This window comes from Pseudomonas fluorescens (assembly GCF_030344995.1).
GTDB lineage: Bacteria > Pseudomonadota > Gammaproteobacteria > Pseudomonadales > Pseudomonadaceae > Aquipseudomonas > Aquipseudomonas fluorescens_BF.
In genome coordinates this window covers 4535239-4560425 of record NZ_CP128260.1, presented here as the reverse complement: position 1 = coordinate 4560425, position 25187 = coordinate 4535239, and the positions used below count along the sequence as shown (strand labels likewise).

Annotated in this window: 20 protein-coding genes; 13 read left to right on the top strand and 7 right to left on the bottom strand. The window is 60.1% G+C overall.

Going from position 1 to position 25187, the window contains the following annotated elements:
- Positions 1-238: 238 nt before the first annotated feature.
- Positions 239-2980: an aconitate hydratase AcnA gene (gene acnA, locus QR290_RS20340; protein ID WP_289203469.1), complete on the bottom strand. Its 2742-nt coding sequence runs from the start codon at positions 2978-2980 to the stop codon at positions 239-241.
- Between the two features lie 222 nt (positions 2981-3202).
- Here acnA and rlmM point away from each other — a divergent pair, with 222 nt between their 5' ends.
- Positions 3203-4276: a 23S rRNA (cytidine(2498)-2'-O)-methyltransferase RlmM gene (gene rlmM / locus QR290_RS20335; protein WP_064598139.1), complete on the top strand. Its 1074-nt coding sequence runs from the start codon at positions 3203-3205 to the stop codon at positions 4274-4276.
- Between the two features lie 65 nt (positions 4277-4341).
- Positions 4342-4593, top strand: a complete 252-nt coding sequence (tusA, locus tag QR290_RS20330; RefSeq protein WP_007953079.1) for a sulfurtransferase TusA — start codon at positions 4342-4344, stop codon at positions 4591-4593.
- 50 nt (positions 4594-4643) lie between these two features.
- On the opposite strand, the gene QR290_RS20325 is transcribed toward tusA, so the two are convergent.
- Entirely contained in the window at positions 4644-6053 is a 1410-nt protein-coding gene (locus QR290_RS20325) for an MATE family efflux transporter (protein WP_041475594.1), read from the bottom strand.
- A gap of 180 nt (positions 6054-6233) precedes the next feature.
- Here QR290_RS20325 and pdxB point away from each other — a divergent pair, with 180 nt between their 5' ends.
- Complete coding sequence (gene pdxB / locus QR290_RS20320) at positions 6234-7376, top strand: 4-phosphoerythronate dehydrogenase PdxB (protein WP_289203468.1); 1143 nt, start codon at positions 6234-6236, stop codon at positions 7374-7376.
- A gap of 57 nt (positions 7377-7433) precedes the next feature.
- Here pdxB and QR290_RS20315 read toward each other — a convergent pair whose 3' ends face one another.
- Positions 7434-7613, bottom strand: a complete 180-nt coding sequence (locus QR290_RS20315) for a PA1571 family protein (protein ID WP_074689257.1) — start codon at positions 7611-7613, stop codon at positions 7434-7436.
- A 259-nt stretch (positions 7614-7872) separates the two neighbouring features.
- On the opposite strand from QR290_RS20315, the gene QR290_RS20310 reads away from it, so the two are divergent.
- Positions 7873-9666 (top strand): ABC transporter transmembrane domain-containing protein, encoded by a 1794-nt coding sequence (locus tag QR290_RS20310; protein ID WP_162803841.1) that lies wholly within the window; start codon positions 7873-7875, stop codon positions 9664-9666.
- A 114-nt stretch (positions 9667-9780) separates the two neighbouring features.
- Here QR290_RS20310 and QR290_RS20305 read toward each other — a convergent pair whose 3' ends face one another.
- The gene (locus QR290_RS20305; RefSeq protein ID WP_115078662.1) at positions 9781-11709 is read right to left on the bottom strand and encodes a transglycosylase SLT domain-containing protein; all 1929 of its coding nucleotides are present in this window, start codon (positions 11707-11709) and stop codon (positions 9781-9783) included.
- A gap of 215 nt (positions 11710-11924) precedes the next feature.
- On the opposite strand from QR290_RS20305, the gene QR290_RS20300 reads away from it, so the two are divergent.
- Positions 11925-13847: an ATP-binding cassette domain-containing protein gene (locus tag QR290_RS20300; protein ID WP_289203467.1), complete on the top strand. Its 1923-nt coding sequence runs from the start codon at positions 11925-11927 to the stop codon at positions 13845-13847.
- A gap of 76 nt (positions 13848-13923) precedes the next feature.
- On the opposite strand, the gene QR290_RS20295 is transcribed toward QR290_RS20300, so the two are convergent.
- Positions 13924-14361 (bottom strand): universal stress protein, encoded by a 438-nt coding sequence (locus tag QR290_RS20295; RefSeq protein ID WP_085700513.1) that lies wholly within the window; start codon positions 14359-14361, stop codon positions 13924-13926.
- A gap of 103 nt (positions 14362-14464) precedes the next feature.
- On the opposite strand from QR290_RS20295, the gene QR290_RS20290 reads away from it, so the two are divergent.
- From QR290_RS20290 to QR290_RS20260, 7 genes are all read left to right on the top strand, one after another.
- The gene (locus tag QR290_RS20290) at positions 14465-14902 is read left to right on the top strand and encodes a hypothetical protein (RefSeq protein ID WP_115078660.1); all 438 of its coding nucleotides are present in this window, start codon (positions 14465-14467) and stop codon (positions 14900-14902) included.
- A 550-nt stretch (positions 14903-15452) separates the two neighbouring features.
- The gene (fadB, locus tag QR290_RS20285; RefSeq protein ID WP_289203466.1) at positions 15453-17600 is read left to right on the top strand and encodes a fatty acid oxidation complex subunit alpha FadB; all 2148 of its coding nucleotides are present in this window, start codon (positions 15453-15455) and stop codon (positions 17598-17600) included.
- A gap of 29 nt (positions 17601-17629) precedes the next feature.
- Positions 17630-18805, top strand: coding sequence for an acetyl-CoA C-acyltransferase FadA (fadA, locus tag QR290_RS20280; protein WP_007953060.1), 1176 nt, complete (start codon positions 17630-17632; stop codon positions 18803-18805).
- A 99-nt stretch (positions 18806-18904) separates the two neighbouring features.
- A complete protein-coding gene (locus QR290_RS20275; protein WP_007953059.1) occupies positions 18905-19141 on the top strand; it encodes a DUF1653 domain-containing protein in 237 nt (78 codons plus the stop codon).
- Between the two features lie 114 nt (positions 19142-19255).
- Complete coding sequence (gene topA, locus QR290_RS20270) at positions 19256-21886, top strand: type I DNA topoisomerase (protein ID WP_085613119.1); 2631 nt, start codon at positions 19256-19258, stop codon at positions 21884-21886.
- Between the two features lie 171 nt (positions 21887-22057).
- Complete coding sequence (locus QR290_RS20265) at positions 22058-22582, top strand: DUF6586 family protein (RefSeq protein ID WP_115078658.1); 525 nt, start codon at positions 22058-22060, stop codon at positions 22580-22582.
- A 106-nt stretch (positions 22583-22688) separates the two neighbouring features.
- A complete protein-coding gene (locus tag QR290_RS20260) occupies positions 22689-22922 on the top strand; it encodes a hypothetical protein (protein ID WP_007953047.1) in 234 nt (77 codons plus the stop codon).
- 86 nt (positions 22923-23008) lie between these two features.
- Here the strand turns inward: QR290_RS20260 and sulA are convergent, their stop codons facing one another.
- Together sulA and lexA are read right to left on the bottom strand one after the other, a co-directional pair.
- Positions 23009-23482 (bottom strand): SOS-induced cell division inhibitor SulA, encoded by a 474-nt coding sequence (sulA, locus tag QR290_RS20255; protein ID WP_085613121.1) that lies wholly within the window; start codon positions 23480-23482, stop codon positions 23009-23011.
- Between the two features lie 10 nt (positions 23483-23492).
- Positions 23493-24101, bottom strand: a complete 609-nt coding sequence (gene lexA / locus QR290_RS20250; protein WP_007953044.1) for a transcriptional repressor LexA — start codon at positions 24099-24101, stop codon at positions 23493-23495.
- A 230-nt stretch (positions 24102-24331) separates the two neighbouring features.
- Here lexA and QR290_RS20245 point away from each other — a divergent pair, with 230 nt between their 5' ends.
- Positions 24332-25039: a TetR/AcrR family transcriptional regulator gene (locus QR290_RS20245; RefSeq protein WP_085686822.1), complete on the top strand. Its 708-nt coding sequence runs from the start codon at positions 24332-24334 to the stop codon at positions 25037-25039.
- The last annotated feature ends 148 nt before the right edge of the window (positions 25040-25187 follow it).

Genomic DNA, 25187 nt, shown 5'->3' with positions numbered 1-25187 from the left:
TGGTAGCTATTTCGACTATTGCCGATTGGATCCACAGCGTAATCTAGCCTCATCAACTGAAGCACAGGGAGTGTTTCAGGATCACGGATGATCGACCATTAGCAAGGATCGCTGCCGACAGGGAGTCGATAATGGTCTTGGGAAAAACCCGCTTCGGCGGGTTTTTTTTCGCCCGCAGAAAAGTGCCGTGCCCAAACAGAAACACCGCCAATCGGCGGTGTTTCTGCATCTGCAGGTTTTACGAGGCGATCAACTGCCGCAACACGTAATGCAGGATCCCACCGGACTTGAAGTACTCCACCTCGTTCAAGGTGTCGATGCGGCACAGCACTTCAATTTTCTCCTGACGCCCGTCTTCACGGGTGATAACCAGGGTCAGGTTCATCCGAGGCGTCAGCTCGACACCGCTCAGACCTTGGATATCCAGGGTTTCCTTGCCGGTGAGGTTCAGGCTCTTGCGGTTCTGATCCAGCTTGAACTGCAACGGCAGTACGCCCATGCCCACCAGGTTGGAGCGGTGAATCCGCTCGAAGCTTTCGGCGATGACCGCTTTAACCCCCAGCAGGTTGGTGCCCTTGGCGGCCCAGTCACGGCTGGAACCGGTGCCGTATTCTTGCCCGGCAATCACCACCAGCGGCGTGCCCGAGGCTTGATAACGCATGGCCGCGTCGTAGATCGCCAATTTCTCGCCGGTCGGAATGTAGATCGTGTTGCCACCTTCTTCGCCGCCGAGCATTTCGTTGCGGATACGGATGTTGGCAAACGTGCCGCGCATCATCACTTCGTGGTTGCCCCGGCGTGAGCCGTAGGAGTTGAAGTCCCGTGGCTCGACGCCTTGCTCGCGCAAATAACGCCCGGCCGGGCTATCGGCCTTGATGTTGCCGGCGGGGGAGATGTGGTCGGTGGTCACCGAATCACCCAATAGCGCGAGCACTCGCGCGCCTTTCACATCGGCGATCACCGGCAAAGGCCCGGCAATGTCGTCGAAGAACGGCGGGTGCTGGATGTAGGTCGAATCCGCCTGCCAGACGTACGTCGCGGCTTGCGGTACTTCGATGGCTTGCCACTGTTCGTCGCCGGCAAACACTTCGGCGTACTCCTTGTGGAACATCGCCGTGTTGACCTGATTCACCGCGTCGGCGATTTCCTTGCTGCTCGGCCAGATGTCACGCAGGTAAACCGGATTGCCCTGCTGGTCATTGCCCAGCGGCTCGCTGCTGATGTCGGTGCGCACACTGCCGGCCAGGGCGTAAGCGACGACCAGCGGCGGCGAGGCCAGCCAGTTGGTTTTCACCAGCGGATGCACCCGGCCTTCGAAGTTGCGGTTGCCGGACAGCACCGAAGCCACGGTCAGGTCGGCTTTCTGGATGGCTTTTTCGATCGGTTCCGGCAGGGGGCCGGAGTTGCCGATGCAAGTGGTGCAGCCGTATCCGACCAGCGAAAAACCGAGCTGGTCGAGATATTGCGTCAACCCGGCGGCCTTGTAGTAATCGGTGACCACTTTCGAACCCGGAGCCAGTGAGCTTTTCACCCACGGCTTGCGGGTCAGGCCTTTTTCCACGGCTTTTTTCGCCAGCAGCCCGGCAGCCATCATTACGCTCGGGTTGGAAGTGTTGGTGCATGACGTGATCGCGGCAATCACCACCGCGCCGTTTTTCAGGCGATAGGTGTGGCCGTCGTACTCGTAATCCGTTTCGCCGACCAGATCGGCATTGCCCACCGCCACGCCACCGCCGCCTTCGCTTTCCAGACGTCCTTCGTCCTTGCTGACAGGTTTGAATTGCAAGTCGAGGAAGTCACTGAACGCCTGACCGACATTCGGCAGCGAGACGCGGTCCTGCGGGCGTTTCGGCCCGGCGAGACTGGCTTCTACGCTGCCCATGTCCAGCGCCAGGCTGTCGGTGAACACCGGCTCCTGACCGGGCAGGCGCCACAGGCCCTGAGCCTTGGTATAGGCCTCGACCAGTTTCACCACTTCGGCCGGGCGACCGGACAGGCGCAGATATTCAAGGGTCACGTCATCGACCGGGAAGAAGCCGCAGGTCGCGCCATATTCCGGGGCCATGTTGGCGATGGTTGCGCGGTCGGCCAGCGGCAGGTCGGCGAGGCCGTCACCGTAGAACTCGACGAATTTGCCGACCACGCCTTTCTTGCGCAGCATCTGGGTCACGGTCAGCACCAGGTCGGTGGCGGTGATGCCTTCCTTGAGTTTGCCGGTGAGTTTGAAACCGATGACTTCCGGAATCAGCATCGACACCGGCTGCCCGAGCATCGCCGCTTCTGCCTCGATCCCGCCGACGCCCCAGCCGAGTACGCCGAGGCCGTTGATCATGGTGGTGTGGGAGTCGGTGCCGACCAGCGTGTCAGGGAAGGCATAGGTGCGGCCGTCTTCATCCTTGGTCCATACGGTGCGGCCGAGGTATTCGAGGTTGACCTGGTGGCAGATCCCGGTGCCCGGCGGCACCACGCTGAAGTTGTGGAAGGCGCTCTGGCCCCAGCGCAGGAAGGCGTAGCGTTCACCGTTGCGCTGCATTTCGATGTCGACGTTCTGTTCGAAGGCGCTGGCGCTGGCGAATTTGTCGACCATCACCGAGTGGTCGATCACCAGATCCACTGGCGACAGCGGGTTGATTCGTTGCGGATCACCGCCGGCCTTGGCCATGGCGGCGCGCATCGCGGCCAGATCGACCACGGCCGGTACGCCGGTAAAGTCCTGCATCAGCACGCGGGCAGGGCGGTATTGGATTTCCCGGTCGGAGCGGCGCTCCTTGAGCCACGCGGCAATCGCCTTGAGATCGGCGCCGGTGACGGTTTTTTCATCTTCCCAGCGCAGCAGGTTTTCCAGCAGGACTTTCAGCGACATCGGCAGCTTGTCGAGATCGCCCAAGGTCTTGGCGGCATCCGGCAGGCTGAAATAGTGGTAAGTCTTGTCGTCGACTTTCAGAGTTTTAAGGGATTTCAGACTATCGAGGGACGGCATTACGATCACTCCTTTGAGTCCGCACGGCTACGGACTGAGGGGACGGGCAGAGCTATCAACGTAGCCCTGTTTTCAGTAGCTGGCTAATAACTGGACTCTATGGGCAAGTCCAAGGTTCCGACATCGGCTATCATGCGCCGGTTTTCGTGACAGGCTTTGCTTCAACGCAGGGTCTGGGCATCGCGCAGGGGATGAATGATCGCCCTCTGCCCAGGAGTAAGAATGAACACCCTATTCATGCATTGCCGGCCAGGCTTCGAAGGCGAAGTCTGCTCGGAGATTTCCGACCTCGCCGCCCAACTGAACGTGGCCGGCTACGCCAAGGCCAAACCGGCCACTGCTTGCGCCGAGTTCGTCTGCACCGAAGAAGACGGCGCCGAGCGCCTGATGCGCGGTCAGCGTTTCGCCGAGCTGATCTTCCCGCGCCAGTGGGCGCGCGGGTTTTTCATCGATCTGCCGGAAAACGACCGCATCAGTGTGATCCTCGCGCACATGGCTGAATTCCCGGTGTGCGGCAGCCTGTGGCTGGAAGTCGTCGACACCAACGACGGCAAGGAACTGTCGAATTTCTGCAAGAAGTTCGAAGGCCCGCTGCGCAAGGCGCTGACCGGCGCCGGCAAACTGGTGGAAGACGCCAGCAAGCCACGTCTGTTGCTGACCTTCAAAAGCGGTCGTGAGGTGTTCCTTGGTCTGGCCGATGCCGGTAACTCGGCGATGTGGCCGATGGGCATTCCGCGCCTGAAGTTTCCGCGCGAGGCGCCAAGCCGTTCGACCCTGAAGCTGGAAGAGGCCTGGCACCACTTCATCCCGCGCGATCAGTGGGAAGATCGCCTGCACAGCGACATGACCGGCGTCGACCTCGGCGCGGCGCCGGGCGGCTGGACCTGGCAACTGGTCAATCGCGGCATGCTGGTGACTGCCATCGACAACGGCCCGATGGCCGAAAGCCTGATGGACACCGGTCTGGTGCAGCACTTGATGGCTGACGGTTTCACTTTCAAACCGAAGCAACCGGTGGACTGGATGGTCTGCGATATCGTCGAGAAACCGGCGCGCAACGCCGCGATGCTCGAAGAGTGGATCGGCGAGGGCCATTGCCGGGAAGCGGTGGTCAACCTGAAGCTGCCGATGAAGCAGCGTTACGCCGAAGTGAAGCGCCTGCTCGAACGCATCGCCGATGGCTTCAAGGCCCGCGGGATCAAGGTCGACATCGGCTGCAAGCAGCTTTATCACGACCGCGAGGAAGTGACCTGCCATTTGCGCCGCCATGACGTGAAGAAAGCCAAAGCCCGCTGAGCGCGCGACAGGTGACCGAACACCCGGCATTGGGTGACAATGCCGGCCAGTTTCAGGAGTGAATCATGAGTGAAATGATTGATACGCCGGTCGACGGCACCCTCGATGCCACGGGCCTCAACTGCCCGGAGCCGGTGATGATGCTGCACCAGCACATCCGTGACCTGGTGCCCGGCGGCCTGCTCAAGGTGATCGCCACCGACCCGTCGACCCGTCGCGACATCCCCAAGTTCTGCGTGTTTCTCGACCATGAACTGGTGGGGCAGCACGAAGAGGCCGGGACCTATCTGTACTGGATCCGCAAGAAGTCCGGTTGATCGGAAGGCAAAAAAAAGACCTGCATGTGCAGGTCTTTTTTTATGGCCGGTCAGCCCATCGAACGGCTGATGCGAATGCGTTTGCGTGCGCTGCGCGTCAGGCGGATCGACAGCATCAGCGCTGCGCAGCTGAGGCCTACGATCAGGCCTTCCCACAAGCCGCTCGGGCCGCGTGGTTCGCCGAGCCAGTCGGTCAGGCCGAGGGCGTAACCCACCGGCAGGCCAATGCCCCAATAGGCGAACAGGGTCAGGATCATCGTCACCCGCGTGTCCTGATAACCACGCAGGGCACCGGCGGCAGTCACCTGGATCGCGTCGGAAAACTGGAACAGCGCCGAGTACACGATCAGCATCGCCGCGATGTGGATCACCATCGGATCGGAGGTGTAGATCGCCGCAATGTGTTCGCGCATCAGCAACATCATGCTCGCCGACAGGCAGGCGTAGGCCAGCGCGGTGCCCATGCCGACGCCCGCGGCGAATCGCGCTTCGCGAGGTTCTTCCCGGCCCAGGGCCTGGCCGACCCGCACGGTCACGGCCATGCCCAGCGAGTACGGAATCATGAACACCAGCGAGCTGACGTTCAGCGCGATCTGGTGCCCGGCCACAACCGTGGCGCCGAGGCTGCCAATCAGCAGCGCGATCACCGCGAAAATGCTCGACTCGGCAAACACTGCGACACCGATCGGCAGACCGATGGCCAGCAAGCGCTTGATCACCGCCCATTGCGGCCAGTCGAAACGGCTGAACAGTTCGCTCGACTTGTAGGCCGGCGCCCAGCGCTCGTAACCCGCCAGCCCCAGCGCCATCACCCACATCACGATCGCCGTGGCCCAGCCGCAACCGACGCCGCCCATGGCCGGCACGCCGAAGTGACCATAAATGAACACGTAGTTCAGCGGAATGTTCAGCGCCAGGCCGCACAGGCCTAGCACCATCGCCGGCCGGGTGCGGCCGAGGCCGTCACTGGTGCAGCGCAGCACATGGTAGAAGGCTACGGCCGGCAGACCGCTGGCGATGCCGTGCAGGTACTGCATGCACGGGCCGATCAATTCAGGATCGACTTTCATCAGGTGCAGGATCGGTTCGGCGCTGAACAGCATCGTGGTTGCCATCAGTCCGACTACCAGAGCCAGCCACAGGGCCTGACGCACGATCGGGCCGATTTCGCTGTGGGTGCCGGCGCCAAAGCGCTGGGCGACTTTCGGCGTGGTGGCCAGCAGGGTGCCGGTCATCAGCAGGAACACCGGCACCCAGATCGAGTTGCCCAGCGCCACGGCTGCCAGATCCTTGGGCCCCACGCGCCCGGCCATCACCGCATCGACGAAGCCCATGGCGGTGGTTGCCAGCTGCGCAATCATGATCGGCAGGGCCAGGCCGAGCAGATTCTTCAGCTCCAGGCGAACCCGGGCAGGGCGGTTGAGGGAAACGGCAGCGGGGCGGTCAGTCACGGAATTCACAGGCAAAGCGTCCACAGGGGTTGATGCGCAAGGCCGGGCATTCTACGCCGCTGACGTTATGGTCAGGAAAAATCCTCTGTTGCGGATTTGTAATCGCGGCGCGCTCATCAAGAAGTCAAAGCCTGCTGGCTCATCGCAGTCCCAGCGCCTACACTGCCGATCCGCCCAAGGAGCCCCGCCATGCTGATTGTTGCCGACGAAAATATCCCGCTGCTCGATGCCTTTTTTGCCGGTTTCGGCGAGATCCGCCGGGTGCCGGGCCGTTCCATCGACCGGGCCACGGTCGAACAGGCCGATGTATTGCTGGTGCGCTCGGTGACCAACGTCAACCGCGCATTGCTCGAAGGTAGCAAGGTGCGTTTTGTCGGCACCTGCACCATTGGCACCGATCATCTGGATCTCGATTACTTCAACGAGGCCGGCATCACCTGGTCCAGCGCGCCCGGCTGCAATGCCCGGGGCGTGGTCGATTATGTGCTCGGCAGCCTGATGACCCTGGCCGAAATCGAAGGCGTCGATTTGAGTGAACGCACTTACGGTGTGATCGGTGCCGGTGAAGTCGGCGGTCGCCTGATCAAGGTGTTGAAAGGTCTGGGCTGGAACGTGAAGGTCTGCGATCCGCCGCGTCAGGCGGCCGAGGGCGGCGACTATGTCGGCCTGGAGCAGATCATCGCGCAGTGCGACGTGATCAGCCTGCATACGCCGCTGACCCGCAGCGGCGAGGGCGCGACCTGGCATTTGTTCGACGAGCAGCGTTTGCAGCAGCTCAAGCCCGGCGCCTGGTTGATCAACGCGGCTCGCGGTCCGGTGGTGGATAACACCGCGTTGCGCGAAGTGCTGCTGGAGCGTGAAGACCTGCAAGCGGTGCTCGATGTCTGGGAGGCCGAACCGCAAGTCGATGTGGCGCTGGCCGAGCTCTGTGTACTGGCGACGCCGCATATCGCCGGGTACAGCCTCGATGGCAAACAGCGCGGCACCGCGCAGATCTATCAGGCGTACTGCGAATTTATCGGTGAGCCCGCCAGCATTCAGCTCGGCGATCTGCTGCCGGCACCATGGTTGTCGGAAGTTGCCTTGCATGCCGACAGCGATCCGGCCTGGGCCCTGGCGATGTTGTGCCGTGGCGTGTACGACCCGCGCCGGGACGACGCGGATTTCCGTCGCACCCTGCTGGGCAGCGTCGGTGAGCAACGCGCGGCGTTCGATGTGTTGCGCAAGCAGTATCCGGTTCGCCGCGAGATCGAAGGGCTGAAGGTGCGGATCGAGGGGCATTCCCCTGCGTTGCAGCAGATCGTGACCGCGCTGGGCGCTGTGGCCGTATAAGCAACGGGCAGAAAAAACCCGGCCTGCAGGGGCCGGGTCAGGAAGACGGTGGCGATATCACTTTTGTTCGGCAGGCTTGACCAATCGCTTCTCCAGTTCGCGGCAGGCATCCTGGATCATGTCTTCAGTGATCTCGATTTCACGCCCGTTTTCGTCGATGATCGAGCAACCCAGAGGTTGGCCGGGCTTGGTGCGGATCACTTCAATCTTGTCATCGCTGCTGTTTTGCAAGGACATGGCCTGTCTCCTCATCAGGTTGTGTGCCTAGATTAAAACCGTCAGGTGACCAGGCTGTGACAACTCCCTGCGGTCGGTCCGGAACGGCATCTCCACTCAAACAGAAATGACCGTCTGTCTCAACCCGGACCTTAGACCAATAGCATCTAGGGGGTAGTCTTGCCGGTCATAATTAACCTGACTCATTGTGATTTGCAGAGTTCCACCCCATTTGAGTGTGTAGGCTGGCCCTATCCATCAGCACACGACGTGAACCTGAATGATCCCGATGCTTTCCTCGCGCCACCGCCGGGCCTTGCGCCTGACCAGTCATTTCCTTGCCCCTTATCGCTGGCCGGCCTTCGGCGCACTGCTTGCGCTGATCGTCACGGCGGGCATCACCCTGTCGATGGGGCAGGGCATCAAGTTGCTGGTCGATCAAGGCTTCATGACTCAATCGCCGCACCTGCTCAACCAATCCATCGGCCTGTTTATGCTGTTGGTGTTCGGCCTGGCGGTCGGCACGTTTGCGCGGTTTTACTTGGTGTCCTGGATCGGTGAGCGCGTGGTGGCGGACATCCGCCGGCAGGTGTTCAACCATCTGGTGTACCTGCATCCCGGCTTTTACGAGGACAACCGCAGTTCGGAAATCCAGTCGCGGCTGACCGCTGACACCACGCTGCTGCAATCGGTGATCGGCTCGTCGCTGTCGCTGTTCTTGCGTAATTTGCTGATGGTCATTGGCGGTGTGGTGCTGCTGTTCATCACCAACGCAAAACTCACCAGCATCGTGGTGATCGCGCTGCCGCTGGTGATTGCGCCGATCCTGATTTTCGGCCGTCGCGTGCGTAATCTTTCGCGGCTGAGTCAGGACCGGATCGCCGACATTGGCAGCTACGTCTCGGAAACTCTCGGTCAGATCAAGACCGTGCAGGCCTACAACCATCAGGTGCAGGACGAGCAACGTTTCGCCAGCACCGTCGAGCAGGCGTTCGAGACTGCGCGTAAGCGGATTTTCCAACGGGCCTGGCTGATCACGCTGGTGATCGTTCTGGTGCTCGGCGCCGTCGCGGTGATGTTGTGGGTCGGCGGCATGGACGTGATCGCGGGGCGGATTTCCGCCGGTGAGCTGGCGGCGTTCGTGTTCTACAGCCTGATCGTCGGCAGTGCGTTTGGTACGTTGAGCGAAGTGATTGGCGAGTTGCAGCGAGCGGCCGGCGCCGCCGAGCGAATCGCCGAATTGCTGCGTTCGGAGAACATCATTCAGCCACCGACCACGGGATTGGTAACGCTGCCGGAGCGAGTCAAAGGCGAGCTGGAATTGCAGGGTGTGCGTTTTTCCTACCCGTCACGTCCCGAAAGCCTCGCCGTCGATGGCTTGAGTCTGACGATCAACGCCGGCGAAACCCTCGCGCTAGTGGGGCCGTCCGGCGCGGGCAAGTCCACGGTGTATGACCTGTTGCTGCGTTTCTATGATCCCCGGGAAGGGCGGATCCTGATCGATGGCGTGCCGCTGACGAGCCTTGATCCGCTGGACCTGCGTCGCTGCTTCGCGCTGGTCTCGCAAACCCCGGCGCTGTTCTTCGGCAGTGTCGAAGAGAACATCCGCTATGGCTGCCCGTCGGCCACGCTGGAACAAGTCCGGGAGGCGGCCAGAATCGCCCACGCCCACGACTTCATCGAACAAATGCCCGACGGTTACCAGACCCATCTGGGTGACGGCGGCCTCGGCCTGTCAGGCGGGCAACGCCAGCGCCTGGCCATCGCCCGGGCGCTGCTGGTTGACGCGCCGATCCTGCTGCTGGACGAAGCCACCAGCGCCCTCGATGCCCAGAGCGAACACCTGATCCAGCAAGCGCTGCCGAGCCTGATGCAAAACCGCACCACATTGGTCATCGCCCACCGTTTGGCCACAGTGAAAAACGCCGACCGGATTGCGGTGATGGACCAGGGCAAACTGGTGGCGATCGGTACGCATCAGGAGTTGATAGCGAGCAATCCGCTGTATGCGCGGTTGGCGGCGTTGCAGTTCAGTGATGGTCATCAGGCTTCGACCGACCAAGTAACCGACTAAGTAACCGACTAAGTAACCGACTAAGTAATCGACCTAGTAGAACGCCATAAAAAATGCCCGCATCTCTCGATGCGGGCATTTTTGACGTCGATCTATCGGCGATACGCGCCCCGATCACTGATCGTCGAAATATCGTTCATGCCAATCCACCAGCGGCTGCGGCGAGTTGAGTTTCTGGCCGTAGATCACCGAGTAGGACAGCACGTTCTGCACGTACTGGCGGGTTTCGTCGAACGGGATGCTTTCCACCCACACATCGAAGCTCAGGTGGTCGGCGCCGCGCAGCCACTGGCGCACGCGGCCTGGGCCGGCGTTGTACGCGGCGGAGGCGAGCACGCGGTTGCCGTTGAACTGGCTGTGCACCTGGCTCAGGTAAGCGGCGCCGAGCTGAATGTTTTTATCCGGATCGAGCACCTGCTGTGGCGAGGCCAGCGGAATGCTGAACTTGCGCGCGGTTTCCTTGGCGGTGCCGGGCATCAGTTGCATCAGGCCGCTGGCGCCGACGCTGGAGCGGGCGTCGTCCATGAACGCACTTTCCTGACGGGTGATGGCGAACACCCAGCTCGAATGCAGGCCACGCACCTTGGCTTCGCGCACCAGGGTGTCGCGGTGGGCCATCGGGAACCGGATGTCCAGATCGTCCCAGTACTGCGCCTGACTGATGGTGCGGATAGCCGGGAAGTACCATTTAAGGTCGTAGGCCAGTTTTGCCTGGGCGACCATTTCGTCGCGGCTGAAATGCCGGCTGACGTGATACCACTCGCGGCGACCGTCGACGATCTGCCCACGGGCGTGGAACTCCAGCGCGCGACGCACGCCAGGGGTATTGCGCACCTTGTTGATCAGCGCCTGACTGAGCACCAGCGGCTTATTGTTCAGCGAGTACGGCGATTGCGAGCGGTCGGCGGCGAGGAAACCGTAGAAATCACGCTCCCGCGACAGATTCTTGTACAGCGTCTGCGCTTCAGGGTTTTGCGGTTGCGCCAGTTCCAGGCTGCGGGCCTGCCAGTAGCGCCAGCGGTTGGTGGTGGCCAGATCCTGCGGCAGACGGCGGGTCAGTTGATAGGCGTCGTCCCAGCGCGCCAGACGCAACAGCAAACGCAGGCGCCATTCGGACACGGTGTTGTCGCGCAGCTCCGGATCGTACTTGGTCATCACGTCCAGCGCGCGGCTGTCGAAGCGGCGGGCGAGGGTCAGGCCGATTTCCCGGGCGATCGCGACTTTTTCATCCCGGGAGAAATGCATGCTGCTGGCGTAACCGTCGAGCAGGGCCATGGCCTTGTCCGGATCCTGGCGCGCGAGGCGGCGCAGGCCGAGGCTGACCACGTCGGACATCGGTTCATCGGCCGGCGTGAAACGCGACGGCTGATTGAGCAGTTCCGGTTTCTGCGCCACGTCCACCAGCAGGCGACCGCGCGGGGCAAGGGTGGTCAGGCCGTTGACCAGACTGTTGGCCAGCGGATAGTTGCGGTGCTGGGCGGCGAGTTTGGCGCGTTCCCAGCGTTTCTGTTCGGTCAACTGACCTTCGGCGGCCCACATGCCAAACAATGCATCGCAGGCGGCGGGCTGGGATTTGCCGGTCAGCCACAGCTTCTCGGCGTTGGCGTAGCCCTCGGCCTTCTTGTCGTGGCTGATCTGGTACTGCGCGTTCAGGCAGTCCAGTTCAGTGAAATTCAGTTTGGGGTCGTAATACTTGACGAACGTCGCCCAGTCGCCGCGATCGGCCAGCCAGCGCAGCCAGCGCAACTTCATCCAGTTGGCCTGGGGCAGGTCACCGTGCTCGGCGAGGAATTTTTCGATTTCCGCGTTGCTCGCGGTTTTCAGCCGGGCGGTCAGCTCGTCGTACGCCAGGTATGGCTCCAGCGGATAGTCGGCCAGAGCCTGGCTGTAACGGAAATACGGGCCGGTATCGCCCTTGGCGAGGGCGCGCTTGGCTTCATCGTAATACTGGCGTTGGGTGGACAGGTCCACCGCCTGGGCGGATTGAACGGCAGCGGCGGAAAGCAGCAAACATGACAAAACACTGAAGAGGCGACTGCGCATGAGACATCCGGGCAGAGAAATCATGACAAGTGCCGGCCCAAAACCCGCACTGAATTGTCTGTAGCTTAGCCTTTTGCCAGCAGGGGGCGAAAGCTTTGCCGGCCTTGCAGCACAAGTTCGCAACAATTGTTGTGCAGAGTGCGTCAGCGGCGAAATTGCCGGCCTGCTCGGGTCCCGATTCAGGTAGAATGCGCGCCCGGTTTTTGGAGAAGCTCATGACCCTGCTCAAATTCAGCGATGTGTCCCTTGCATTCGGTGCGATGCCGTTGTTGGACAAGGTGTCCTGGCAGATCGCCCGTGGTGAGCGGGTGTGCATCATCGGCCGCAACGGCACTGGCAAATCCAGCATGATGAAACTGGTCAAGGGCGACCAGAAGCCTGATGACGGCTCGGTGTGGCGTGCCCCCGGTCTGAAAATCGGTGAATTGCCGCAGGAATTGCCGGTGGCCGACGAGCGGACAGTGTTCGACGTGGTCGCCGAAGGCCTCGACGGCGTTGGCGCCTTGCTCGCCGAATACCATCACCTGAGCCAGAACATCGTCACCGACGCTGATCTGGAAAAGCTGATGCACGTCCAGCACGATCTCGAAGCCCGTGACGGCTGGCGCTTGCAGACCCTGGTCGACAGCACCCTGAGCCGTTTGCAACTGCCGGCCGACAAGACCCTCGCCGAGTTGTCCGGTGGCTGGCGTCGTCGCGTGCTGCTGGCGCAGGCGCTGGTGTCAGAGCCGGATCTGCTGCTGCTCGACGAACCGACCAACCACCTGGACATCGGTGCGATTGCCTGGCTCGAAGAAGCGCTGAAGGATTTCCAGGGCGCCGTGCTGTTCATCACGCACGACCGTTCCTTCCTGCAAAACCTTGCCACCCGCATCCTCGAGCTGGATCGCGGTGGTCTGATCGACTGGAACGGCGACTACGCCAGTTTCCTGGTCCACAAAGAAGCCGAGCTGGCCGCTGAAGAAACCGCCAACGCGCTGTTCGACAAACGTCTGGCTCAGGAAGAAGTATGGATTCGTCAGGGTATCAAGGCCCGTCGTACCCGTAACGAAGGCCGCGTGCGTGCGCTGAAGGCCCTGCGTGTCGAGCGCAGCGAGCGTCGTGAGCGCACCGGCAAGGCCAACATCCAGCTCGAAACAGCGGAGAAGTCCGGCAAGCAGGTGATGGTGCTGGATAACGTGAGCTTCGCGCACCCGGGCGGTCCGTTCCTGATCCGCGATTTCTCCATGGTGCTGCAGCGCGGCGATCGTATCGGCCTGCTCGGCGCCAACGGCACCGGCAAGACCACTCTGCTGAAACTGATGCTCAGCGGTCTGCAACCGACCAGCGGCAAAGTGGAGGAGGGTACCAAGATCGACGTGGCCTACTTCGACCAGTTGCGCCATCAGCTGGATCTGGAAAAAACCGTGGTCGACAACGTCGCCGAAGGTCGCGATTTCATCGATATCAATGGCCAGAGCCGCCACGTGCTGAGCTACCTCGGCGACTTCCTCTTCAGCCCGCAGCGTGCCCGCACGCCGGTGAAGGCGTTGTCTGGTGGCGAGCGTGCGCGTCTTTTGCTGGCCAAACTGTTCAGCAAGCCAGCTAACCTGCTGGTACTCGACGAACCGACCAACGACCTCGACGTGGAAACCCTCGAGTTGCTTGAAGAAGTGCTGCTGACCTTCAACGGCACCGTGCTGATGGTCAGCCACGACCGGGCATTCCTCGACAACGTGGTGACCAGCACCCTGGTCTTCGAAGGTGAGGGCAAGGTTCGCGAATACGTCGGCGGCTATCAGGACTGGATCCGTCAGGGCGGTTCGCCGCGCTTGCTGGGCGTGACCGAAAGCAAATCCGGCAAGGCAGACCTGAACTCGGCGGTGGTCACTGCTGAACCGGCCCCGGTTGCCGCGCCGATTGCTGCGGCCCCGGCTGCGAAGAAGAAACTGAGCTACAAGCTTCAGCGCGAGCTGGAAGCTTTGCCGGGAGACATCGACGCCAAAGAGCAGCAGATCGCTGCGGTTGAGGCTGAAATGGCTGAGGCCGGTTTCTACCAGCGTCCGCCGGCCGAAACGGCCAAGGTGATTGCCTCACTCGAACAGATGCAGGCTGAGCTGGATGCGCTGGTGGAGCGTTGGGCCGAGCTGGACGCCTAATTGTTTCAAGGCATTAAAAAGCCCGGCGTCCAGTGATGGGCGCCGGGCTTTTTTAGCTTTTTACAAGTGCCTGGGATCAGCGTTTGACCAAGTGCACCGCTAGCACATCGCAAGGTGCGCCGTGCAGCACGTCATTGGCGGTCGAGCCCAGCAACAGCGCCAGACCATGCCGGCCGTGGCTGCCGACCACGATCAGGTCGCAGCCCTGTTCCTTGGCGAAATGGTGGATTTCCTGACGCGGCTGGCCGTAGGTCAGATGGCAGTTGGCGCCTTCGAGCTCGGTGTATTTGTGTTTCAGGCGTTCCAGGCGCTCCTTGGCCTGATCGAACTGCTGTTGTTGCAGTTGTGACAGATCCATCGGGACGTCACCGCCGAAGGCCATGGCCATCGGTTCGACGATGTGCACCAGCGACAGCTTGGCTCCATTGCTCACCGACAGCTCTCGGGCGCGGTGGATCACAGGGTCGCACTCTTCGGTCAGATCTACGGCGACCAGGATATGGTGGTAGGGCATGAGGTGCTCCTCGTGAGGGATCGATATTGTTAAGTATGGCTGGTTTCAAGCGCATTGGTTCCAAAGTGACGCAATGGGCTCATGACAAAACGGGAGTAGAGATATGACGGTCTGGCTGGTGGTGTCAATCCTGCTGGTGGTGTTGAGTCCGCTGGCGTGGTTGCGTCCGTCCCGTGCACAGAGTGGCCGGATAGCCTTGCGCACCGAGGCCCGGCGCATCGGGCTGGCCATGCAACTGGCACCGCAGGAGTGGCCACATTGGCTGAGTCAGGAGCCGCCAAACCCGTGTGCGCAATACCATCGGCCACGCCGCGGCAAACAGCCGGCGTGCTGGACGTATTGGCAGAAATCCCCGGGCGTTTGGGTCAATCAGTGGCAGGAAGTTTGTGAAGATCCGCTGCTGCTCAATCATTTCGAAAAATTGCCGGGCAACGTTTTCAAGATCGAGGCCGACAAGCAGATGATCGCCCTCTATTGGGGCGAGAAGGGTGACGCTTCGATGCTGCTGGAAATTGATGCCACGCTGAAAGCGCTGGCATGACTTGCGGACTTTTCGCGCTGCAACGGTGCGAAACGTCTGGCATACGCGCAATAAAAAGCCCGACATGATTCATCGGGCGGGGTTGGCCAGGCAGGCCGGAAATTCTTTTTGGCGTTGACCCGGTGTGATCCGGTGTGATCCGGTCAGCAAATGTGCGCCTGTTTTCCTTAGTCGTCCAGCCAGCGTAGCCTGTTAAACAAGGCTTGCAGTGAATTAGGGCGACTTTTCTAACTATTAATCTTATGAATGCCCTCACATGCAAGCGTGTGTGGCCGGGCTGCGTCCTACAGAAATGACCGCAAAGTCGCATTTCAACCCGTATTTAGGGCGATTGACAATTGTCGGAAATTCCGTGAAGGTGGCGTACCCAAATCAAACGGGCGTATGAATTGAGCGTTTGTATTGCAGACTGCTCCTACAGAATCCCGACTATCGCGTTGGCGGGTGTGCCGGGTGGATGGGTGTCAGCATCGACGAAAAAACGTCCTGCCGAGCCATTTGCCTGCGTCCGACGTGTACTGTTCAGCTTCCATATCGTGGAGATCAGTTGATGATTTACGAAGGTAAAGCCATCACGGTTAAAGCTCTTGAAAGTGGCATCGTCGAATTGAAATTCGACCTCAAGGGTGAGTCCGTCAACAAGTTCAACCGTCTTACCCTGAACGAACTGCGTCAGGCCGTAGACACCATCAAGGCAGATGCTTCGATCAAGGGCGTGATCGTCAGCAGTGGCAAGGACGTGTTCATCGTCGGCGCCGACATCACCGAATTTGTCGACAACTTCAAGCTGCCGGATGCCGAGCTGGTTGCTGGCAATCTCGAAGCCAACAAGATCTTCAGCGATTTCGAAGACCTCAATGTTCCGACCGTAGCCGCGATCAACGGCATCGCCCTGGGTGGCGGTCTGGAAATGTGCCTGGCAGCGGACTACCGCGTCATGTCGACCAAGGCCAAGATCGGTCTGCCGGAAGTCAAGCTGGGCATCTACCCCGGCTTCGGCGGTACCGTGCGTCTGCCGCGCCTGATCGGTGCCGACAACGCCATCGAGTGGATTGCCGCCGGCAAGGAAAACCGTCCTGAAGACGCGCTGAAAGTCGGCGCTGTCGATGCGGTGGTTGCTCCTGAAAAATTGCAGGATGCCGCCCTTGAGCTGATCAAACGCGCCGTTTCCGGCGAGTTCGACTACAAGGCCAAGCGTCAACCGAAGCTGGAAAAACTCAAGCTGAACGCCATTGAGCAAATGATGGCTTTCGAAACCGCCAAAGGTTTCGTGGCTGGCCAGGCCGGCCCGAACTACCCGGCCCCGGTCGAAGCGATCAAGACCATCCAGAAAGCCGCGAACTTCGGTCGTGACAAGGCGCTGGAAGTCGAAGCCGCAGGTTTCGTGAAACTGGCCAAGACCTCTGCCGCGCGGAGCTTGATCGGTCTGTTCCTGAACGATCAGGAACTGAAGAAAAAGGCCAAGGCCTACGATGAAATCGCCAAGGACGTGAAGCAGGCTGCCGTACTGGGCGCCGGCATCATGGGTGGCGGTATCGCCTATCAGTCGGCTTCCAAAGGCACGCCGATCCTGATGAAGGACATCAACGAGCACGGTATCGAGCAAGGTCTGGCGGAAGCCGCCAAGCTGCTGGTCGGCCGCGTTGATAAAGGCCGCATGACCGCCGCGAAAATGGCTGAAGTGCTCAACGGCATTCGTCCGACCCTGTCCTACGGCGATTTCGGTCACGTCGATCTGGTCGTTGAAGCCGTGGTCGAGAATCCGAAGGTCAAGCAAGCCGTTCTGGCGGAAGTCGAAGACAAGGTCAAAGAGGACACCATCCTCGCGTCCAACACCTCGACCATTTCCATCAGCCTGCTGGCTAAAGCCCTCAAGCGTCCGGAAAACTTCGTCGGCATGCACTTCTTCAACCCGGTGCACATGATGCCGCTGGTGGAAGTGATCCGTGGCGAGAAGTCCAGCGAGCTGGCGATTGCCACCACCGTTGCCTACGCCAAGAAAATGGGCAAGAACCCGATCGTCGTCAACGACTGCCCAGGCTTCCTGGTCAACCGCGTACTGTTCCCGTACTTCGGCGGTTTCGCCAAGCTGGTCAGCGCCGGTGTGGACTTCGTCCGTATCGACAAGATCATGGAAAAATTCGGCTGGCCGATGGGCCCGGCGTACCTGATGGATGTGGTCGGCATCGACACCGGCCACCACGGTCGTGACGTGATGGCTGAAGGCTTCCCGGATCGCATGAAGGACGACCGTCGTTCGGCCATCGACGTGCTTTACGAAGCCAAGCGTCTGGGGCAGAAGAACGGCAAGGGCTTCTATGCCTACGAGGCCGACAAGAAAGGCAAGCAGAAGAAAGTCGCCGATCCGTCGGTACTGGAAGTGCTCAAGCCGATCGTCTACGAGCAGCGCGAAGTCACTGACGAAGACATCATCAACTGGATGATGATCCCGCTGTGCCTGGAAACCGTGCGTTGCCTGGAAGACGGCATCGTCGAAACCGCCGCCGAAGCCGACATGGGTCTGGTTTACGGTATTGGTTTCCCTCCATTCCGTGGCGGTGCGCTGCGCTACATCGACTCGATCGGTGTTGCCGAGTTCGTTGCCCTGGCCGACCAGTACGCTGATTTGGGCGCGCTGTACCACCCGACCGCGAAGCTGCGCGAAATGGCCAAGAACGGCCAGAGCTTCTTCGGTTAAGCGCCCCCAACTAGAGTGAGAGTGAACTTATGAGCTTGAATCCTAGAGACGTCGTGATTGTCGACTTCGGTCGTACTCCGATGGGCCGCTCCAAGGGCGGCATGCACCGCAACACCCGCGCCGAAGACATGTCGGCGCACCTGATCAGCAAACTGCTGGAGCGCAACACCAAGGTCGATCCTGCCGAAGTCGAGGACGTGATCTGGGGCTGTGTGAACCAGACCCTGGAGCAAGGCTGGAACATCGCGCGCATGGCGTCGCTGATGACTCAGATCCCGCACACTTCGGCGGGCCAGACCGTCAGCCGTCTGTGTGGCTCGTCGATGAGCGCGCTGCACACCGCTGCGCAAGCGATCATGACCGGTAACGGTGACGTGTTCGTGGTTGGCGGCGTCGAGCATATGGGCCACGTGAGCATGATGCACGGTGTCGATCCGAACCCGCACATGTCCCTGTACGCGGCGAAAGCCTCGGGCATGATGGGCCTGACCGCTGAAATGCTGGGCAAAATGCACGGCATCACTCGCGAACAGCAGGACGCCTTTGGCGTGCGTTCCCACCAGCTCGCCCACAAGGCGACTGTGGAAGGCAAGTTCAAGGACGAAATCATCCCGATGCAGGGTTACGACGAGAACGGTTTCCTGAAAACCTTCGACTACGACGAAACCATTCGTCCGGAAACCACCCTGGAAAGTCTGGCGGCTCTGAAGCCGGCGTTCAATCCAAAGGGCGGCACCGTGACGGCCGGTACTTCGTCGCAGATCACTGATGGTGCTTCGTGCATGATCGTGATGTCGGCGCAGCGTGCACAGGACCTGGGCATCCAGCCTCTGGCGGTGATTCGTTCGATGGCGGTAGCGGGTGTGGACCCGGCCATCATGGGCTATGGTCCGGTACCGGCTACCCAGAAAGCGCTGAAGCGTGCGGGCCTGGGTATCAACGATATCGACTTCTTCGAGCTCAACGAAGCGTTCGCCGCACAGGCCCTGCCAGTGCTGAAAGACCTGAAAGTGCTCGACAAGATGAATGAGAAGGTTAACCTGCACGGCGGCGCGATCGCCCTGGGTCACCCGTTCGGTTGCTCCGGTGCCCGTATTTCCGGCACGTTGCTGAACGTGATGAAGCAGAATGGCGGCACCTTCGGGGTGGCCACCATGTGCATTGGCCTCGGCCAAGGCATCTCCACCGTCTTCGAACGCGTTTAAGCGTCTCGTCGATGGAAGCCGGGGCCAAGTGCCCCGGTTTTTGTTTTTGCGGATTTATTTTTGTTTTTATTTTGAAAAAATTTGAGTGAGGGCCGAAGCATGCCGATACAACCTGGGCTCTACCAACATTACAAAGGTCCGCAGTACCGCGTATTCAGTGTTGCGCGGCATTCCGAGACCGAAGAAGAAGTGGTCTTTTACCAAGCCCTGTATGGCGATTACGGCTTCTGGGTACGTCCCTTGAGCATGTTCCTGGAGTCCGTCGAGGTTGACGGGGAGCAGGTCCCACGCTTTGCTTTGGTGCAAGCCGAACCGAGCCTTTTTTCGAAGCCGTAAGGCGAGTGCGCGCAAAACCCTGCGCTTGACCTCACCTTGTAGCCACTATATATAGCGGTGCCGCGTCAGGCGCCAACCGCCTTTCACTTCTAGAATTCAGGAATTTTCTGATCCATGGGCAAATCGCTGGTCATTGTGGAATCCCCGGCTAAGGCCAAGACCATCAACAAGTATCTGGGCAACCAATACGTGGTGAAGTCGAGTATCGGCCATATCCGAGACCTGCCCACCAGCGGTTCGGCTAGCGCCAGCAAGGAGCCTGCCGCCAAGCGCGGCAAGGCTGCTGCGGGCGAAGCGCCAGCGCTGTCGCCGAAAGAGAAGGCGCGCAAGCAGCTGGTCTCGCGCATGGGTGTCGATCCCGAGCATGGCTGGAAAGCCAAGTACGAGATCCTCCCGGGCAAGGAAAAGGTCATCGAGGAGCTGCGCCGGCTCGCCAAGGATGCTGACACCATCTATCTCGCAACCGACTTGGATCGCGAGGGGGAAGCCATTGCCTGGCACCTGCGCGAAGCCATCGGTGGTGATGACAGCCGCTACAAGCGCGTGGTGTTCAACGAAATCACCAAGAAGGCGATTCAGGAAGCCTTTTCGGAGCCGGGCGAACTCGACATCGATCGAGTGAATGCGCAGCAGGCCCGTCGTTTCCTCGACCGCGTCGTTGGCTACATGGTCTCGCCGCTGCTGTGGGCGAAGATCGCCCGTGGCCTGTCCGCCGGTCGTGTGCAATCGGTTGCCGTGAAACTGGTGGTCGAGCGTGAGCGTGAGATTCGCGCGTTCAACCCGGAAGAGTACTGGGAAGTGCATGCCGACCTTGGCACTGCCAAAGGCTCGACCGTGCGTTTCGAAGTGGCTCGCGAGAAAGGCGAAGCCTTCAAACCGTTGAACGAAGCGCAGGCGACGGCCGCGCTGGAGAAGCTCAAGTCCTCCAGCTACAGCATCGTCAAGCGTGAAGACAAACCGACCAGCAGCAAGCCGTCGGCACCGTTCATTACCTCCACACTGCAACAGGCCGCGAGCAATCGACTGGGCTTCGGTGTGAAGAAAACCATGATGATGGCCCAGCGTCTCTATGAAGCCGGCTACATCACTTATATGCGTACCGACTCGACCAATCTCTCGGCTGATGCCGTGGCGATGGCGCGCGACTACATCGAAACCGAGTTCGGCAAGAAGTACCTGCCGGAGTCGCCGAACGTCTACAGTAGCAAGGAAGGCGCACAAGAGGCTCACGAAGCGATTCGTCCTTCCGACGCCAACACCACGCCAAGCAAGCTGGCTGGCATGGAGCGTGACGCTGAGCGCCTCTACGAGCTGATCTGGCGCCAGTTCCTTGCTTGCCAGATGCTGCCGGCGCAATACTTGTCGACCACGGTCAGCGTCGCTGCCGGCGACTTCGAGCTGCGCGCCAAGGGTCGCATCCTGAAGTTCGACGGTTACACTCGCGTGCTGCCGCAAATCACCAAGCCTGGCGACGATGACGTTCTGCCGGACATGGCGCAGGGCGACGTGATGAAGCTGATCAAGCTCGATCCGTCCCAGCACTTCACCAAGCCGCCGGCCCGTTATTCGGAAGCCAGCCTGGTGAAGGAAATGGAAAAGCGCGGCATCGGTCGTCCTTCGACTTACGCTGCGATCATTTCGACCATTCAAGATCGCGGCTACGTGACCCTGCACAACCGTCGCTTCTATTCGGAAAAGATGGGCGACATCGTTACCGAGCGTCTGTCGGAAAGCTTCTCGAATCTCATGGACTACGGCTTCACCGCCGGCATGGAAGAGAATCTCGATGACGTGGCCCAGGGCGAACGCGACTGGAAAAACGTGCTGGACGAGTTCTACGGCGACTTCAAGAAAAAACTCGAAGTGGCGGAGAATCCGGAAGCCGGCATGCGTGCCAACCAGCCGGTGATGACCGATATTCCGTGCACCACCTGCGGCCGTCCGATGCAGATTCGTACTGCATCGACCGGTGTATTCCTCGGTTGCTCGGGGTACAGCCTGCCGCCGAAAGAGCGCTGCAAGGCCACCGTCAACCTGGTGCCGGGCGACGAAATCGCGGCGGATGACGAGGGTGAGTCGGAATCCCTGGTACTGCGCGGCAAGCATCGCTGCCCGATCTGCAGCACAGCCATGGACGCCTACCTGCTCGACGAGAAACGCAAGCTGCACATCTGCGGTAACAACCCGGATTGCGCTGGCTATGAAATCGAAGAAGGCAGCTATCGCATCAAGGGCTACGAAGGCCCGAGCCTGGAGTGCGACAAGTGCGGCAGCGAGATGCAGCTCAAGACCGGACGTTTCGGCAAGTTCTTCGGTTGCACCAACCCGACGTGCAAGAACACTCGCAAACTGCTGAAGAGCGGTGATGCGGCGCCGCCGAAGATGGATCCGGTGAAGATGCCTGAGCTGAAATGCGAAAAGGTCAACGACACCTACATCCTGCGCGATGGTGCGTCCGGTCTGTTCCTGGCGGCCAGCCAGTTCCCGAAAAACCGCGAGACCCGTGCTCCGCTGGTGATCGAGATTCTGCCGCACAAGGACGAAATCGATCCGAAGTACCACTTCCTGTGCGAAGCGCCGCAGAAGGATCCGGATGGCCTGCCAGCCGTGATCCGCTATAGCCGCAAGACCAAGGAGCAATACGTTCAGACCGAAGTCGACGGCAAGCCTACAGGCTGGAAAGCGTTCTTCGATGGTGGCAAGTGGACGGTCGAAGACAAGCGCCCGGCAAAAGCCAAGGCTTGAGCAAACGCTGATCTGAAGGTGCGCTGATCAGTCATCTTCAATAAAAAAGGCCGCATGACAACCTTCGGGTTTTCATGCGGCCTTTTTGTTTAATGCTTGCGGTCGGATCGGCTGATCCATGACACTGTCCGGCCTGTGTGAAGCAATTATTTCGTTGTGGAGAGTGCCGACATGGCCCACGAACTCTATACCCGTACCAATCAGAAGATCTATTTCGCGGGTTTGTCGCTGGAAGCGCTGGCCAGGGCCGAAGAGGGGCGGGCGATGAATTCGCTGGCGCTGATTCAGGCCGGGCGCGAATCCGCACTGTTTCATCTCTACGGTGCGTTGTTGGGGTTGTGTCATGAAATCGCCGGCTTCTATCGTCTGCCGCAAGCCAATGCGTCGCGAGCGGAAACCTTGCTGACCCGCGAAGTGCTGGAGTCGATTGCCATTCCTGAGCTGGCGGAGATGATTGAACTGGCGGGCAATTCGGAGACTTGGCTGGCTAAATTGCTGGCCGCGCACTCGGCGCTGTTTCAGCCGCCACGGGTGCCACACAAGCCGAAGGGCGATGTGACGCAGCCGTTGATTCAGGCGGTGAATCTGGATGAAGAAGAGGTGGTTGAAGAGTTGAGTCGCGAAGAGCTCGAGAGCTGGCGGCAGAACCTCAAGGGGCTGGCGATCCGTTTCCGTGAAGGCTTGAACGAGTGCTGAGGGGCTCTGGACTGGCGGCGACGAGAGGCGTGCTGCTGGTCAAGATCCCGAGCGAAGCCTGAATGATGTCTATATAATCCCTGCCTTTCGTGGAGAACAGACCTATATGCCAACGTCCTTTCTAGAAATTGTCGAGCTACCAGACGGCCGAATCGAACTGCGCAGGGCCGAGGACGAGGGTTCTCTGGTGACTCTGGATTTCTCCGAGGATGCCAAGGCGTTTCTGCAGGGCCAGCACGTTGAAATTGCCAAGGCGATGTTGAGCGTCGGTGTGCAAATGGCGGGGCGTATGGTTGAAGGCGAATTCGACAAGGATGAGGGGCCGCGGGTTCTTCACTGATCCGCTGTCTGCCAGTTACTCCTCCAGATCGGCTTCTCTATCCCTGGAGAAGCCCTGCGCTTTACATGGCGCGCATTGTTGCTGAATCACCCCAAACGAATGTTCAGGCTTTGAGCGTCACCGGTGCGGGCGGCGCTGATCAGCTGTTGCCGTGACCCTGCGCTCAGAGGGTTCAACCATGTGACAACCGTGTGGCTGCGGCCCAGGCGTAATGCTTCACAGGCCAATTGCTGAGCGCTTTGGGCGCCGCGCGGTTGCAACAGCAGGATGCGTTCGCGATTCAATCCTGCGTCCCGCAGCCAGGTCTGGGTCAGGCTGGCAGGCGGTGCAATCAAGGTCAGCCAGCGTGCGTCCTGATCCTCGCTCAGTTCGCGAAGAATCGGAGCCAGCAGGCTCAGGCAGTTCCCGGTCGCGCCGCGCAGTGACAGCTCGCTGAACGCTTCAGGTTCGGTATTCCACGGGCGCTCGACGACATCCTTGAGGATAGGGGCGAGCGGTTGCGCCAGAAACGCTTCGAACAACGGCAGTTGTGTTTGCTGAGGTGCGTGTGGGAACTGCATAAAGCCTCCTTTAGCGGCGGATGACGCCGACACTCAAGCCTTCGATGACCAGTTCCTGGTCTTTCAGGTTGACTTCGATAGGGGCGAACTCGGGGTTTTCGGCAATCAGCCAGACTTTGCTGCCGTCACGCTTGAAGCGTTTGACGGTGACTTCGTCGCCGATCCGCGCAACCACGATCTGACCGTTGCGTGCCTCGCGGGTGGTGTGAACCGCCAGCAGGTCGCCGTCGAAAATACCGATGTCCTTCATGCTCATGCCGTGGACGCGCAACAGGTAATCGGCGCGTGGATGAAAGAAGGCCGGATTGATGTTGCAGGATTCTTCGATGTGCTGCTGAGCGAGAATCGGCGCGCCGGCAGCCACTCGACCGATGATCGGCAGGGTGGATTCGTCGACCTTGGCTTCGAAACCAGGGATGCGAATGCCGCGAGAAGCACCGGGAGTCATTTCGATCGCGCCTTTACGGGCGAGCGCCTTGAGGTGCTCTTCGGCCGCGTTTGGCGACTTGAAACCCAGCTCCTGAGCGATTTCCGCACGAGTCGGCGGGTAGCCGTTGTCTTCGAGGCAGCGTTTGATAAAGGCCAGAATCTCGGCTTGGCGTGGCGTCAGCTTAAGCATATTGATCGCTCTGTCTTTTTATACAGTGACTGGGATTATATACAGTGAAGCGGTCTTGGCAATGATCGTTTTTTGCCATGCCGCCGGACTGTCAGTGACGACGCCGATTAATGTGGCGTCCTTGTTGTGGTTAAATAACTGACCGACCATTCCCAAAACGAACTGGCAGGCTTGACAAGGCATAGGCTGAAACGTATGTTTCAAACAAGTGTTTGTCAGGCGGAGTAGCCATGGCCCAGTCGGAAACCGTTGAACGCATTCTTGATGCTGCAGAACAGCTGTTCGCGGAAAAAGGTTTCGCTGAAACCTCATTGCGTCTGATCACCAGCAAGGCAGGGGTCAACCTCGCTGCGGTGAACTATCACTTCGGCTCGAAGAAGGCGCTGATACAGGCAGTTTTTTCGCGCTTCCTTGGCCCGTTCTGCATAAGCCTCGACAAAGAGCTGGAGCGCCGCCAGGCCAAGCCAGAGAACAAGCCTTCGCTCGAAGAGCTGCTGGAAATTCTCGTCGAGCAAGCACTGGTGGTACAGCCACGCAGCGGCAACGACCTGTCGATTTTCATGCGTTTGCTGGGGCTTGCATTCAGTCAGAGTCAGGGCCACTTGCGTCGGTATCTGGAAGACATGTACGGCAAGGTTTTCCGTCGCTACATGTTGCTGGTAAACGAAGCTGCCCCGCGTATTCCTCCGATCGAACTGTTCTGGCGCGTGCACTTCATGCTCGGTGCTGCAGCATTCAGCATGTCCGGGATCAAGGCCTTGCGCGCGATTGCCGAGACCGATTTCGGCGTCAACACCTCCATCGAGCAAGTGATGCGTCTGATGGTGCCGTTCCTGGCAGCCGGCATGCGTGCCGAAACTGGCGTCACTGACACTGCAATGGCCACCGCGCAGTTGCGACCACGCAGCAAGTCTGCGCCGACACCTGCCAAGGTTTAACCGTCCATGGGTGGGCGCGGCAGCTGACATCCGCTAAGCTAGCCGCCCATGTCGACTCTCGTTCTGAACCCGTTTCTCATTGAAATCACCGACCCGCCGGGAAATGCCGCAGGTGGTGATTTCGTGGGCGACGGGTTTTTCGTTTTCA